13 protein-coding genes are annotated in these 14,466 nt (G+C 73.3%); 5 read left to right on the top strand and 8 right to left on the bottom strand.

The window, feature by feature from the left end; all coding sequences use genetic code 11:
• Positions 1 to 92: 92 nt before the first annotated feature.
• Positions 93 to 1,259: an Mrp/NBP35 family ATP-binding protein gene (locus QOZ89_RS16725; protein ID WP_071051396.1), complete on the bottom strand. Its 1,167-nt coding sequence runs from the start codon at positions 1,257 to 1,259 to the stop codon at positions 93 to 95.
• Between the two features lie 740 nt (positions 1,260 to 1,999).
• Here QOZ89_RS16725 and QOZ89_RS16730 point away from each other — a divergent pair.
• Entirely contained in the window at positions 2,000 to 2,473 is a 474-nt protein-coding gene (locus QOZ89_RS16730) for a MarR family winged helix-turn-helix transcriptional regulator (RefSeq protein WP_083419303.1), read from the top strand.
• Positions 2,474 to 2,519: 46 nt separating this feature from the next.
• On the opposite strand, the gene tatB is transcribed toward QOZ89_RS16730, so the two are convergent.
• From tatB to sigE, 4 genes are all read right to left on the bottom strand, one after another.
• On the bottom strand, positions 2,520 to 2,978 hold the full coding sequence (gene tatB / locus QOZ89_RS16735; protein ID WP_071051397.1) for a Sec-independent protein translocase protein TatB: 459 nt from the start codon (positions 2,976 to 2,978) through the stop codon (positions 2,520 to 2,522).
• A 212-nt stretch (positions 2,979 to 3,190) separates the two neighbouring features.
• Complete coding sequence (locus tag QOZ89_RS16740) at positions 3,191 to 5,485, bottom strand: S1C family serine protease (protein WP_312624176.1); 2,295 nt, start codon at positions 5,483 to 5,485, stop codon at positions 3,191 to 3,193.
• 220 nt (positions 5,486 to 5,705) lie between these two features.
• Positions 5,706 to 6,422: a hypothetical protein gene (locus tag QOZ89_RS16745; protein WP_312624177.1), complete on the bottom strand. Its 717-nt coding sequence runs from the start codon at positions 6,420 to 6,422 to the stop codon at positions 5,706 to 5,708.
• The gene (gene sigE / locus QOZ89_RS16750; RefSeq protein WP_071051430.1) at positions 6,419 to 7,207 is read right to left on the bottom strand and encodes an RNA polymerase sigma factor SigE; all 789 of its coding nucleotides are present in this window, start codon (positions 7,205 to 7,207) and stop codon (positions 6,419 to 6,421) included. Before sigE ends, QOZ89_RS16745 begins: the two co-directional genes overlap by 4 nt.
• Before the next feature lie 232 nt (positions 7,208 to 7,439).
• On the opposite strand from sigE, the gene QOZ89_RS16755 reads away from it, so the two are divergent.
• The 3 genes from QOZ89_RS16755 to QOZ89_RS16765 all read left to right on the top strand — a co-directional run bounded on the left by QOZ89_RS16755 (position 7,440) and on the right by QOZ89_RS16765 (position 9,614).
• Positions 7,440 to 8,102 carry an O-methyltransferase gene (locus QOZ89_RS16755; protein ID WP_071051403.1) on the top strand — a complete coding sequence of 221 codons (663 nt, stop codon included), beginning with the start codon at positions 7,440 to 7,442 and terminating at the stop codon, positions 8,100 to 8,102.
• A 320-nt stretch (positions 8,103 to 8,422) separates the two neighbouring features.
• Positions 8,423 to 9,124, top strand: coding sequence for a PGRS family protein (locus tag QOZ89_RS16760; RefSeq protein ID WP_083419305.1), 702 nt, complete (start codon positions 8,423 to 8,425; stop codon positions 9,122 to 9,124).
• A gap of 94 nt (positions 9,125 to 9,218) precedes the next feature.
• Entirely contained in the window at positions 9,219 to 9,614 is a 396-nt protein-coding gene (locus QOZ89_RS16765; RefSeq protein WP_071051404.1) for a hypothetical protein, read from the top strand.
• 83 nt (positions 9,615 to 9,697) lie between these two features.
• Here QOZ89_RS16765 and QOZ89_RS16770 read toward each other — a convergent pair whose 3' ends face one another.
• The 3 genes from QOZ89_RS16770 to QOZ89_RS16780 form a co-directional block, all read right to left on the bottom strand.
• Entirely contained in the window at positions 9,698 to 11,482 is a 1,785-nt protein-coding gene (locus QOZ89_RS16770; RefSeq protein ID WP_312624178.1) for a leucyl aminopeptidase family protein, read from the bottom strand.
• Positions 11,483 to 11,720: 238 nt separating this feature from the next.
• Entirely contained in the window at positions 11,721 to 11,888 is a 168-nt protein-coding gene (locus QOZ89_RS16775; RefSeq protein ID WP_007511639.1) for a DUF3117 domain-containing protein, read from the bottom strand.
• A gap of 306 nt (positions 11,889 to 12,194) precedes the next feature.
• Positions 12,195 to 12,584 (bottom strand): DivIVA domain-containing protein, encoded by a 390-nt coding sequence (locus QOZ89_RS16780; RefSeq protein WP_116271694.1) that lies wholly within the window; start codon positions 12,582 to 12,584, stop codon positions 12,195 to 12,197.
• Positions 12,585 to 13,100: 516 nt separating this feature from the next.
• Between QOZ89_RS16780 and folP the strand changes: the two genes are divergently transcribed.
• Complete coding sequence (gene folP, locus QOZ89_RS16785) at positions 13,101 to 14,042, top strand: dihydropteroate synthase (protein ID WP_491677179.1); 942 nt, start codon at positions 13,101 to 13,103, stop codon at positions 14,040 to 14,042.
• Positions 14,043 to 14,466 lie beyond the last annotated feature (424 nt).

Raw genomic sequence — 14,466 nt, forward strand, 5'->3', positions numbered from 1 at the left:
GGGGTTGTCCCCCCACCCCCCCCGCGGGGGGGGGGCCCCGCGGGGGGCGGGCCCCCCCCCACCCCACCCGCTGTCGTGGCTCGACCCGCGGGTCAGTGCGCGTGCTTGGGCGCGCCCAGGCCTCGGGCCGGCGAGAGGTTGAGCGAGCGGCCGGCGAGGCCGCGGGAGCGGTGGCTGAGCCGGTCGGCGACGGTGCGCAGCTGCTTGCTGGCCTCGCAGTCGGGATCCGCGACGACCAGCGGCATGCCGGCGTCGCCGCCCTCACGCAGCCGGACGTCGATCGGGATCTGCGCCAGCAGCGGCACGTCGTGGCCGAGCACCTTGGTGAGCCGCTCGGCGACGGCGGCGCCACCACCGGCACCGAACAGGTCGATCCGCTCGTCGCAGTGCGGGCAGCTCAGGTAGGCCATGTTCTCCACGACGCCGACCACGTTCTGCCTGGTCTGAGCGGCGATCGTGCCGGCCCGCTCGGCGACCTCGGTCGCGGCCACCTGCGGGGTGGTGACGATCAGCAGCTCGGACGATGGCACCAGCTGGGCCAGCGAGATCGCGATGTCGCCGGTGCCGGGTGGCAGGTCGAGGAGCAGCACGTCCAGGTCGCCCCAGAAGACGTCGGAAAGAAACTGCTCCAGCGCCCGGTGCAGCATCGGCCCGCGCCAGGTAACCGGCTGGTTCCCCCGAGTGAACATGCCCGTGGAGATCACGCGGACGCCATACGCCTGCGGCGGCATGATCATTTTTTCGACCTGCGTGGGCCCGCGATCGATGCCGAACATCCGCGGCACCGAATGCCCGTAGATGTCCGCATCGAGAACACCGACCTTCAGGCCTGACTGAGCCATCGCCGCGGCGATGTTGACGGTGACCGACGACTTGCCCACGCCGCCCTTGCCGCTCGCCACCCCGTAGACCCGGGTGAGCGAGCCCGGCTGGGCGAACGGGATCGCCTTCGGGGCCACGCCGCCGCGCAGCTTCTCGTGCAGGGCGGCCCGCTGCTCCGGCGCCATCACGGACAGCGCGACGCGGACGTCGGTGACGCCCTCGATGGTGCGAACCGCGCGGTCGACCCTGGCGATGATCTCCTCACGCATCGGGCAGCCCGACACCGTGAGAAGGACCACCACGTCCACCGAGCCGTCGCCGCGGATCTGGATGGCCTCGACCATGTCGAGCTCGGTGATCGGCCGGCCGATCTCGGGGTCGAGGACGGTCGCGAGCGCCGCCTGGACCGCGTCAGAGGTAGGAGTGGGAGCTGGCAACGAAACCTCAGCCGTCTGGCTACCGCCGCGAAGCGGCAGGTACCGGCAGTGTGGGGACCTGAACTGGACTCTGGATGGGACAACGTCGGCGTCCGACGAGGTCGGCGTCGGACGACGCCCGGCCGACGCGTGAGAGACGCCATGGCGTGGGGTGAGCCACACCCGCCGCGAAGCGGTACCCCTCTCGGCGGCATCGCGACCGCCCGGCCGCGCCGTGGCCGCCTGACCAGCCGGGACGGCCATCTCCCCGCGCGTGGTGACACGCGCGGGAGTGCCGCCAGCCGGTCCAGCGAACACGTACGGACTTCCACCATAGCCCGCGTCGCGGCCAGGCGGCCCCACTCGGGCCGCCGGCCCGCGTATGCCCCGCTCCCGCCTGCAAGCGGGCCGCCTCGCCGATTCCGTCCGGCCAGGCATCGCGCCCTCGCCGGCGGAACGGGGCCGAGGATGGAGTACGCAGGGACGGGACCCGGCGACCGCGTCAGCCTCGCGCCCCGTCGATGGCGCCGGTGCCCACGGCGTCTGTCCCGTCACCGACGTACGCTGATCGAGTGAGTTTGCAAGCGGCGCCCCCTGAGGGAGACGGGCCTTCCCCACGGCCAGACCCCGCTCGGCCGGACGCCGCGAGCGAGCAGACAAGGCCCACCGAGCCGCGGAGGGCACCGCTGGCTCCGGCCGGCGCGGCCGAGCCGGGATGCGGCTCAGCGGATCCGGCGGCCGAGCGGGTCGACGCGCGCGGGATGCGCGCCTGGCGGGGCCTGCTGCGCGCGCATGCGCAGGTCACCCGGGTGCTCGAGGCCGAGCTCGAGGAGACGCACCAACTGCCGCTCGCCTCCTACGACGTGCTGGTCCAGCTGTCCGAGGCGCCGGACGGCGCGCTGCGGATGAGCGAGCTCGCCGACGCGGTGCTGCTGTCCCGCAGCGGGCTGACGCGACTCGTCGACCGGCTGGTGCGCGAGGGCCTGGTAGAGCGCAGATCCTGCCCGTCCGACCTGCGCGGGACGCTCGCGGTACTCATGCCGGCCGGCCTTGCGCGGCTGCGTACGGCCTCCGGCACCCACCTGCGTGGAGTGGCCCGCCACGTCCTGTCCCGCTACTCCCCCGAGGAGCTGGAGCTTCTCGGCGCCCTGCTCGGCCGACTGGCCGCCCCGGCGACCGAACACGGCTCCTGCGGTGCCGAGAGCCATCCCAGGAGCCACGGCCCGGACGCCTAGACAACGGACGCCTAGACAACGGCGCGCCCGCAAAGCGACGCGGGGATCAGGTGGCGTCGGTGTCCCACGGGGTGGCCGCGTCCGCCGAGGTGTGGACCCGGTTGGTGGCCTTGGCCTCCGCTGACTTCGCGGGCCTTCCCGAGGAGGCTGCGGGGCCGCCGGGCACCCGGTCCTTGGTCAGCGACGGGCCAGCCGAGGGCTCGTCACCGAAGAGATCCAGCTTGCCCTGCTTGTTCAGGTAGGACGGGAACAGGTCCTCGTCCCCGTCCTCGAGCAGGTGCTTGCGGACGAACGTCTTCGGGTGCAGATCGCGGATGTCGAGATCCGCGATCTCGGGACCGAGCTCGGAGCGCAGATCATCACGAACTCCGTTCGCCATCTGCCGCAGTTGCCGCAGCATCCTGCCGGCGTCCCTGGCGACCCGGGGAAGCTTGTCCGGACCGAACACGAACAGTCCGATCAGGAGCAGGACAGCGATTTCACCCCATCCAAGCCCGTTGAACACGGCCAGAGCGTACCTCCGCCGGACTCGCGCGCGTAGGACTCTCAGGTGACAAGCAGGTATCCAGCGACCAATCGGACCACCTTCGTCGCCGCGTCCTGTCGTTTTCGCGCCGGGTCAGCTCCGCCTGGCGGCGGAATCCTACCGAGCGAAATCGTTTCCACGGCACGCGAGGTCCCGCACGCCGCCTGGATCGGCGGCGGACCCGGTCGGGCCTAGTTCTTCTGCTCGGTCAGGGTCACCTGGGCGGTGGCGTCGCGCCCGGCGCGCTGATACCGCACGGTGACACGGTCGCCGACGTGGTGTCGCCTGGCCGTCTCCAACAGCTCGTTCGCCCCAGAGACCACGACGTCGTCGATCTTCGTCACGACGTCCCCGACCCGCAGGCCGGCAGCCGCCGCCGGGCCGCTCGGGTCGAGCTCGCGGACCAGCGCCCCCGGCACGCGCCCGGTGGCCGCCGCGTCCGTCTGGGTGACGGTGGCGGCCGATATCCCGAGGTAGGGATGGGTCGCGTGGCCGGTCTGGATGATCTCGTCAGCGATGGAACGCGCATAGTCGATCGGAATGGCGAAGCCGACGCCGATGCTGCCGGTCTGACCGTCGTCACCGGCCGGCGCCCCGGGAACCGAAGCGATGGCGGTGTTGATGCCGACAACCTGACCGTTGCCGTCCACCAGCGCACCGCCCGAGCTTCCAGGGTTGATCGCCGCGTCGGTCTGGATCGCCGCGCTCAGCTGCGAGGATCCCCCGCCTCCGGTCGGCTCCGACTGGCTCCGGTCGAGAGCGCTGACGATCCCGGTGGACACGCTGCCCTGCAGGTCGAGCGGAGCGCCGATGGCGATGACCGGGGTGCCCACCCGCAGCGAGCTGGACCGGCCGAGTGTCGCCGCTGGCAGCTGCCCGTCCACGTTGATCCGGATCACGGCCAGGTCGGTCTTCGGGTCCTGGCCGACGAGCTGCGCGGGGATCTCGGTGACGTCCTGGTAGCGGATGACGACGATCTCACCCGCGCCGTTCGCGGCCGGCGCGATGACGTGGGCGTTGGTGAGGATGTAGCCGTCCGGGCGGACGATCACTCCGGATCCCGTACTGCCCTGCTGCCCCCGCACCTTGATCGTGACCACGGACGGCAGCGCTCGCGCCGCCGCGTCGGCGACCGACCCCGCGCTCCCGGCCGGCGCATCCGTGCCGACCACCATGCCGGATCCAACGACGGCGGAACCCGAGTCATCGGGAGCGAGCCAGGCGACGCACACGCCGCCCACGAGGCCGCCCACGAGGCCGGCCACGAGCGCGACCACCGCGAGCGCGCGCCCACCGAACCGCCGCCGGCCGGCCTCGCCCTCGGGGCGTTCCTGCTCGGCCGCGTGGCGTGGCGCGACTGGTGCCGCCTGCTCGCCGCGCAGACCGCCGACCGAGACGATCCGTGGCGTCGAGGCGGCGGGTTTCGAGGGCGCGCCCGCCGCCGAGGCCTGCTCCGACGACGGGGTGCGCCGATGCTGATGAGCGGGACGCGCGGGACGAGCGGCACCCGGCGCAGCGGGCGTCGCGGTCCGCGCCGACGCCGCCGGCTGGCCGCCGGCCGAGCCCGGCGTCCGCTGCGTAGGCGGGGTCTCGGGCGAGGCCTGGGCGGGTGGGGTCTGGGTCGATGGCCGCTGGGGCGTTGATCTCTGAGGCGATGGCCTCTGGGGTGGTGACCGCCGCTCGGACGGCGGCGCCACCGGCGGCCGTGGAGCCGAGGCCCGTGCCGACGGCGCGCCGTCGGCACGGGTCGTCGACTCGCGACGATCCTCGCCGGCGCGGTCCAGGTCAACGGCGTCCGCCGGCGGCGCCGAGGACGAGGAGGAGCGCCGGGCGTCACCAGGCGGGGGCGACGCGGGTGGACGCGGCGCCGAGGCGGGAGCCGGAGGAGCCGGGGAGGCGGCGGCGGGCTTCGCCTGCTCGGCCCCGGACGGCGTCTCGTCGGAGTCGTCCCGTGCGTCCGTCCTGGGCTCGTCGGCCCGGGTGCGCCACCAGGCGGGGCGTTCAGGCCCGCGGACCGTGGTGGTTCGCGCCGCCGACGCGACGCCAGTCGGCGCCGCGCTCGCGGGCGCAGGGCTCGCCGAGGCGGCCTTGGCCGGGCTCTCGGCCGCCTTGGCCGGGCTCTCGGCCGCCTTGGCCGACCCGGGGCTTCGCTCTCGCGCCGAGCCCGCCGATGGCGAGCTCCGCTCGGGCCGAGCGGTCTGTGGTGCGTCGGTCTTCCCACCAGCCGGGCCGGCCGGATCCGCCGGTTCCGACGGGGACCCGCGCTCTGCCGGGGTCTTCTCGACCGCCGGCGGGGCGGCGGCGGAGGCGACTGACAACGCTCGCGCGTCGGAGGACCGATCGGTGCCCGCGTCCCGGCCTCCGGCCAGGTCGGCGGGTAGGACGGCGTCCGCGAGAGCCTGCGCCCGTTCCAGCGCGACCCGTCCCAGGGCGCCCGCCTGCGCGGTGTCGCGACGCAGAGACTCACCGTCGTCGGTCACGCCCACAGGCCCTCCGATCACGCCCACACCACTCGGAAGGAACCCGGGCCCCTGGGCCCGCCTGCCCAGGGCGGCGTGCGCGGAATACACGGTAAAGCCTGTTGGTGAACCTACCCACAGCGGTTGGACAGACAACCCACATCAGGTAGCCGATTCACGGCCTGGAGGGCGCAACGTGACCTAGATACGCCATGCGGTGGCCCTGGTAGCCGAATTCCGCGGCGGCTCAGCCTCGGGCGGCGAACGAAACCGACGAGACCAATGGCGTCGTCCCGCCCCTGTTGACCACAGGTAGTTGGGTGGCGGGAGCGGGCGGGCGGATAGTTGTTCCGCGCGCGACGGTCGGCTGGTCCCCCACGGCGGCGCCGGTCACCGTCAGCAGCATGAGCGCGGCGGACCCGACCAGGGTCCTGCGCACTCTCGCCTGGCCACGACCGGCCCGGCCCTCCTCCAGGCGGCGGATCCGCCGGATGCCCCCGGCCCGGGGAGACCGCGGGCGCGGGCGCGACAGATCGACCGCGGCCCCCGCCAGGTCGACCCGGCCGTGTGGTGCGGCCAGCCGCCCCCACGGCGACGGTCCTAACGCGGCCAGGCTCGTCGGCACCGCCAGCGGCAGGCGCGGGTGCGCCGCGCGCCGCCGGCTCGCGCCGCCCGGCCGCACCGGCCCGGGACGATGGACCGCCGCACCGCGGCCACCCGCGGCGCCGGTCGGTGCCAGCGGCTGCTGCCGCGTCCCGCCGAGACCGACAAGCCGGTCGGCCAGGCCCTCCGGCAGTGACGGGGCCCACAGGCCAGACAGCCGCTGCTTCATCCGCCGGTGTTCCGCGACCTCCTCGCGGCAGGCGGCGCAGTGCGCCAGATGGGCCAACGCCCGGTCTCGCTCATCGTGGCAAAGCTGGCCGTCCACGAGCGGGCAGAGCCGCTCGCCGAGGTGCGGCGTCACGCGCGGCCTTCCCGCGCCGCGCCGATCTCGACGCCGACCACGCCCGCGGTCGCGCGACGTCGGCGGCCACGCGGCCGCGTTCCCCCCTCCCGAGAGAGAGCCGCCTCCGCCGGAGGCAGCGACGAGGCCGGCGGGACGACGTCGGCCGGGGCCGCCGACGCGGGCGGTACCGCGCCGATCTCGGCGGTCAGGGCCTGGGTCGGCAGCGCCACGCCCAGGCGTGACTCGCGCGGGGCGCGATCCGCCAGCGCGGCGCGCAGCATCGCCCTGCCCCGCGAGATCCGGCTGCGCACGGTGCCGAGCTTGACGCCCAGCGTCTGCGCGATCTCCTCGTAGGACAGTTGTTCGATGTCGCAGAGGACGACGGCCGCACGGAAGTCCGGTGGCAGCGCCGCGAGCGCGGCCTCGATGTCCGCGTCCAGGTGCGCCTCGGCGTACACGGCCTCCGGGCTCGCCTCACGACCCGCGAGCCGTTCCGTGTCCTCCGGGAGCGCGTCGAAGCGGATCTTCTGCTGGCGGCGCATCCGGTCGAGGAACAGGTTGGTGGTGATCCGGTGCAGCCAGCCCTCGAACGTGCCGGGGGTGTAGTCGGCGAGCGACCGGAAGACCCGGACGAAGACGTCCTGGGTGAGGTCCTCCGCGTCGTGCGCGTTGCCAGTGAGCCGGTAGGCAAGCCTGTACACCCGGTTGCCGTGCTCCTTGACCACGTCCTCCCAGGACGGTGGCACCCAGGCCGCATCGGCCGTTGGGCTGGGCACGACCGCCGAGGCCTGCTGGGCCGCCAGGACGGACGGCTTGGCGTCCGGTCCGTTCACGGCTGCCTCTCGGTCGACTTTGAACGACGACCGTACTCGACGGGCAGGCCATGGCGCGGCAATTCCCGCTGCGGACACGAGCCCTTCTCCTCTCGGTCTGCTAGGACGACGCGGTAGCAGTGTGCGACATGGCTCGACACGAACTTTGATGAACGATGCAACGCGCCGCTCTTGCACGCCGTTCCCGTAGGCTGCGTTTGTCATGCCGGACACCGACATCGGCGCACACGATCGAGCCGCCGCCTTCGCCGAGGGCTTCCTGCTGGAAGACCCCATCCTTCGTGCTGCCCGCGCACGTGCCGAGGAGGTCGGGATTCTCCCGGTCAGCCCCGGTGCCGGCGCGGTGTTGCGTTTCCTGGCCGCGTCCGTGGGCGCGCGTGCCGTCGTCGAGATCGGTACCGGGACCGGTGTCTCGGGTACCTGGCTGCTGCGCGGGATGCGGCCGGACGGCACGCTGACCACCATCGACGTGGAGGCCGAACACCTCCGGCTGGCCAGGCGCACCTACGCGGACGCCGGGATGGCGTCCAACCGCAGCCGCCTGATCACCGGCCGCGCCCTGGACGTCCTGCCTCGGCTCACCGACGGGGCCTACGACCTGGTGTTCTGCGACGCGGACCGCCGGGAGGGCACCGAGTACCTCACCCAGGCGCTGCGGCTGCTGCGTCCGGGCGGTGTGGTTGTGTTCGCGGGCATCCTTATCGACGGCCTCGCCGCCGACCCAGCGGTTCGCAACCCGGAGGTCATGGCCATCCGGGAGCTTGCGACGGCGGTCCGCGACGATGCCCGGCTCACCCCGATGTTGCTGAACGCCGGCGACGGCCTGCTGGTGGCCGCCGTCGCGAAGTCCTCGCCCGTCGGGTAGCCGGGATCTCCGGGGTTCCCGCCGGATCGGCGACAGGGTTCCCGGCGAGCCGGCCTCGTCGGTCCGGGCGGCTGGCGGTCTGGGAGGTCGGCCGGCGGGTCCGGGCCCACGAGCCGGTGGTGGTGCTGTCACGTTTTCCAGCTCACTCCCATTGGCTTAGGGCCGCCTGAAGGCGCGGTAAGCATGTCGGCATTCCGACAGGCACGCGGGCGGTCGAGGCGGCGGCGGTGGGGCCCTGCTCAGGCGCACGCGACGGCGAACTAATGTCGAGTGGCGGTGTCCGCGCACCGTGGAACGAAGCGGCACCTGGGGGAAGGATCATGTCGGGCAAGCGGTTCGGTGGTGGCACTTCCGGTGGGGATCCCAGGGAGCGCCGCCACCCGTCACGTCGGCGTCATCCGCTCTCCGTCGGCGGTCGCGGCGACCAGGGCAGCAACGGCTCGCTCGCCGCGTTCCTGGTCGGCGTCGCCGTCGTCGCCGGCCTGATCGGTTTCACCCTCAACCGGATGACCACCGGGAGCGACGGCACCCCCACGCCGGCGGTCACGCCGACCGCCGACGCCGCCACCGCGGCCGACCCGCTGGCCGGCCTGACCGCCGAACAGGTGGCGATCCGGCTGCTCGGCGCCGGCGTGCCACTGCGCACCTCGATCGTCTATGACGCGTCGAGCGACCCGAACCAGCTGCTCGGCAAGCCGGGCGGCTACACCAGCAAGATCGCCTTCCTGGACGCCAGGACCGGCATCAGCCCGGCGGGTGTCACCAGCAAGGACCCGGTCGAGCAGGGTGGCAGCATCGAGGTCTTCGCCGATCCGGCCGCCGCGAGCTCCCGGGTTCAGCAGCTGCGGACGATCAGTTCCTCGAGCCAGCTGGTTCAAGAGGCCGACTACCAGCACGGCGGAGTAGTGCTGCGGGTGTCGCGCTACCTCAAAAAGGCGGACGCGGACGGCTATGGGGACGCGCTCGCCGCGCTCGCGACGTCAGCCGCCGTGGCGCCGGACGCCACGGCCACGGCCGGCTGAGCATCCGGGGCCGCCGTCCGTGGTGCCACCCGGCCTGGCGATTCGGGACCAACGGGGCAGATTGACGCCGGCTCCCAACGGGAACCGCACCTCTGTGAACGTCCACGAGTTCTACACGGCCGACCCGCGGCGGCAGGAGTCCGAGGAGATCTCCTTCGGCGAAGGGTGGACCGATCACACGGACCCGTCGTCGACCTACCGGCTGAGCTGGGTCGAGGTGACGGGTGAGATCTACGCCGTGCGCGAGCCCCACCCGGGCGGTGGCCTGCTGGCGGCGGTCTTCGACCACTACAACGTCCACCAGGCCGACGTCGACGAGATGAAGGTGGAAATCCTCGCCGTCGCCGACCTGGCGAGTATCGAGAAGGCACTGGCCGGCTGGCGCGAGCGGCTCGGCGAGCATGACAGCCTGCGCTGGGCCCGCGAGCGGCTGAGCCCGATCCATCAGGCGGCTGAGGCCGAACGGGGACTCGACGCGCCGAACGTCTGAACTCGGGCCAGAAGCCGGGCGCGAGCGGCACCACCGGCCAGCGGCGATGCCGCCGGCCCAGGAACGGCGCCGCCGGCCCGGCGTCAGGAAGCCGGGACGGCGGCCGGGACCGAGGAGTCGGCGGCCGTCGGCGCCGCCGCCGTGGTGAGCCAGCGCAACAGGGTGCGCACGCCCCAGCCGGTGCCGCCCCGGGTGATCTCGGCGTCGTCGGAGTCCGCGCGGGCCGTACCGGCGATGTCCAGGTGCGCCCAGGGCAGCCCGTCGGTGAACTCGCGCAGGAACAGCGCCGCCGTGATCGACCCGCCGCCCACGTCCAGCGCCCGGCCGATGTTCGCGAGATCGGCGACCGGCGACTCCAGCGCCGGGCGGTACTCCTCGACGAGCGGAAGCCGCCAGACCCGCTCGCCAGCCTCCGCGGCCGCCGCGGTGAGCCCGTCAGCGAGCGCGTCGTCGGACGCGAACAGGCCGGCGGTGCGCCGGCCGAGCGCGACCGAGATCGCCCCGGTCAGGGTGGCGAGATCCACCAGCAGGTCCGCGCCGAGCGCGCCCGCCGCGTACGCCAGCCCGTCGGCGAGCACCAGCCTGCCCTCGGCGTCGGTGTTGAGCACCTCCACCGTCCGCCCGCCCCAGCAGGTGATGACGTCGCCGGGGCGCATCGCCGCGGCTCCGATCATGTTCTCCGCGATGCAGAGCAGCCCGGTGACCCGGCCGGGCGCGCCGAGCTCCGGCAGCGCGACCATGGTCGCGAGCACGGCCGCCGCGCCCGACATGTCCGTCTTCATCCCGGCCATCGACCCCGCCGGCTTGAGCGAGAGCCCGCCGGAATCGAAGGTGATCCCCTTGCCGACCAGGACGCGGTGCCCCAGCTCGGCGCCGTCAGCGGTCGGCGGCCCGTCGTAGCGCAGCTCGACCAGGTAGGGCGGGCGTACCGACGCCGCGCCGACCGCGACCAGGCCGCCGAAGCCGCGGGCCTCGAGTTCCCGGACGTCCATCAACGACGCGTCCAGCCCAGCCGCCCGCGCCGCCGCGACCGCCCGCGCGGCGAGCCATTCCGGTGATTTCACCAGGCTTGGCATGTTGACGAGATCACGGGCGGTCAGCACGGCCCTGGCGAGGACGCCGGCCCGTCGAACCGCCTCCGCGGCCTCCGCCAGCTCCGTCGGCGTCAGCGCGCGCGACGTCCAGACGATGACCTCGTCGACGCCATGCCCGCGCTCCGGCCCCGTCACCGGCACGGCGGGCTCCTCCGCCGGCGAGACCTCATCCGTCTCCCTGGAGGCATCCGCGGCGTCCACGGCGTCGGTGACGCGCTCGTCGCCCCGCAGGTCGGTCTGTCCGGCGGAGAGATCGCCAACCTCGGCATCCGCTGAGGCGGCGGTGACATCGGACGCGGCCTTCCCGGCGCCGCGGGGCTGCCGGTAGGAGGCGAGCGCGAGGCCCTCGGTGAACGCGGCCAGCGCCGCCGAGTCCGGGTCCGCGACCAGCGCCACCCGGTCGCCGGCGCCGGCCCGGCGGGCAAGCGCCGCGCCGGCCGAGCGCCAGTCGGCGCCGCTCCCGGTGCCGGCGCCCACCAGGAGAAGCCGGGCCGGGGGCTCGGCGCGGGCCAGCGGAACCAACAGAACCGAGCCAGCGTCGCCGCCGAAGGTGTGAGTGGTCAGCAGCGCGTCAAGATTGATACCAAGTTCGGCGCAGGCGGCGCCCGCTATCGGGCTGACCTGGTAGCCATCCCTGACCGTGGCTGAGCCAGCCGTGCCGGCTTCGCCCGAGCCGCCCTGGCCGTCGGAAGCCGTCTCCTCGGACGACAGCACGACCACTGCGAGCGCGGACGAATCCGGCGCGGCCGGACCGCCGGGTCGTAGGGTGACCACCGGGACGCTCCAGCGCCCCAGGTCACCATCACGGATGGAGATAGTCACACTTCCCTGATCGCGATCAGCTACCACGGACCGAGACGGTTCTTCCCTGCCCATCGGCGTCGAGCGCCGAGGCAGAGCGAGGCTCGACCTCCAGGCAGTCCAGAGGAAGCTCTCCCGACGGACATCCGACACGAGCCCGCGGAAGCTACCCCCGCGCTGTGAGGGCGACGAGCAGGGCGGGCCGTCCGGCTTACCCGACCGCGGTCTTGAGGGCGTCGCCGAGCGCGCTCGCCTCGTCAGCGGTGAGCTCAACGACGAGCCGGCCCCCACCCTCGAGCGGGACACGCATCACGATCCCCCGCCCTTCCTTGGTGACCTCGAGCGGACCGTCACCCGTCCGCGGCTTCATGGCCGCCATCGGTGCACCTCTTCCTGCCGTCGGACCTACGTCTGCCGACGATTATCCCGTAGCCGGGGCAGCAAACCGAAACACGGCCCTCCGCAGAGCCACAACGGTCGACGCAGCCGCCCCACCGATCTGCCAGGTCAGACCCGACGCCGGCTGATAGGTCCGGCGGCGCGGCGGACCAACGGTAGATCCACGGAGACTCGAAGGCGGACCCGGACAGAAGGTATGTCACGGATGCCCCGGTTTATGACGGGTCCGCGAGCCGGTGCGAGGTTCGGCGGGCAGCCCGGGCGGGTCGAGCGGGAGAACGATCGTCTAGGCCAGCGGAGGCTGGGAACTGGTGGGCGAGAACGCGTCCGTGGGGGCGGTACCCGACGCCGGCGGAGACGCCGGCAGATCCGCGTGGGCAAATGTGGCCAGCCGGACCAGTTCTTCGTCGCGACGGGCCAGCTCGTCATCCCGCCAGGCCAGCTCGCTGGCGAGCCTGGCGAGCAGTGCGTCCACCTCGGCCATCCGGTAGCCGCGGAAGGCAAGGTTGAGCCGGGCCGCGGCGACCTCACGCGCGCTGACCGGACCGGTCGCCGGCAGGCCGGTCGGCACGGCGTCCGGTGGGGCCGGCGCCATCCGGTCGAACCAGCCGACGGCAAGTGCCGCGACCACGAACACCACTGCGGCGATCACGAGGACCTCGATGACGAGCACCACGCCCCGATGGTAGCTCCCCCACCGATCTGACAGACCCGACCAGTCCTCGGCCCGGATGCTCGGCGCTGGTTCGGGGCCCGCAGTCAGATCGGCGGGGACCCCTCGCCTGGGTAGACGCCAAACCAGACCGTGTCCCGGACGCTCGGCGCTGGTTCGGGGTCGGCAGTCAGATCGGCGGGGACCCCTCCTGCTTCCCCACCGATCTGACAGACCCGGCTAGACCCTTGTCCGAACGCCCTGCTCCATCCGGGCCGGTCGTCAGATCCGGACCTCCCAGATCACGACCTCCCAGATCGCTGACCTCCCAGATCACGACCTCCCAGATCGGCTTCGCCGATCTGGCAGGGACCCCGTCCGCCGATCCGGCAGGGACCCTGTCGCCGATCCGGCAGGGACCCCGTCCGCAAGCTCCGCCGATCCGGCAGGAACCCCGGGGGACCCCTCGCGTGGGTAGACGTCAAGTAGCGGGGCGGCTGAGGTCGGCACGCGCGTCGGGGGGTCTGGCAGGCTCGGGGTGTGTCTCGTGACGTCGCCGTGCCCACAGGTCCGCCCCAGGCAGCCGCGCGGGCGGCACCGGGTCCCGAGCGGCGGCCGGGGCCGCTGCGGCTCGGGACGCGGGTGTTCGGGCCGACCGAGACGGTCGTCATGGCAATCGTGAACCGGACACCGGACTCGTTCTTCGACCGCGGCTCCACCTACGGCGAGGCCGAGGCTCTGGCCGCCGTCGACCGGGCGATCGCCGAGGGCGCGGGGATCATCGACATCGGCGCGGTCAAGGCCGCCCCCGGCGGCGAGGTGAGCCCGGTCGAGGAGCTGCGCCGCATCGGCGGGTTCGTCGCCCGGGTGCGCGCCGCCCACCCGGACGCGGTGATCAGCGTGGACACCTGGCGGGCCGAGGTCGGCCGGGTGGTGGTCGGCGAGGGAGCCGACCTGCTCAACGACGCCTGGGGTGGCGTGGAACCGGAACTCGCCGAGGTCGCGGCCGAGGGCGGAGTGGGCCTGGTCTGCACGCACGCCGGCCACCTGCCGCCGCGGACCCGCCCGCACCGGATGAGCTATCCGGATGTCGTGGCCGACATCGTGGCCACCACCAGCGCACTCGCCGAGCGCGCCGTCGCGGCCGGGGTGCGCCCTGATGCGGTGATCATCGACCCGGGGCACGACTTCGGCAAGAACAGCCGGCATTCGCTCGAGGCGACCAGGCGGACCGATGAGCTGGTCGCCACCGGGTGGCCGGTGCTGATGGCGATGTCGAACAAGGACTTCATCGGCGAGGCGCTCGACGCGGCCGTCGAGGAGCGGCTGGAGGGCACCCTCGCGGCGACCGCCGTCAGCGCCTGGCTGGGCGCCCGCGTCTTCCGCGCCCACCAGGTGGGAGCGACCCGTCGCATCCTGCGCATGGTGGCGGCCATCCGCGGCGACGCCGACCTAGCCGTGGCCCGCCGCGGCGTCGTCTGAGGCGGTCCCGCGGCGGACGCTTCGCGCCCGCCGCCGGGCGCCGTCTGTCGGGCGCTGAGCCTGACCTCCCAGATCGGCTTCGCCGATCCGGCAGGGACCCTGCTCCCCACGTGGTACCGAGGCTGAGGCGTATGACGGTGGTGGGCCTGATTCCGGGCTGACGACGTGGCTGGGTTGGCGCTGCGCTGATGCGCCGTCACCTTCTGTGGCCGAGTTGCGCATATTGCTCGCTAGAACGACGTCACATCCGCCGCGCGGCTTGATGCCGAGACCCTTGGGACGTCCAGAACCGGCTCCCTAGTGCAGCTCCGCGTAAATCTTGCTGGCCTGGCTGGTGATCAGCCGATCCAGGCGGTGGGGTCGCCGGCGTAAAGCCCGCAGGCGCAGTTGAGGGCCTGTTCGGGCGTGCCGACGGACTCGCCAC

Source organism: Pseudofrankia coriaricola, assembly GCF_032027725.1.
GTDB lineage: Bacteria > Actinomycetota > Actinomycetes > Frankiales > Frankiaceae > Pseudofrankia.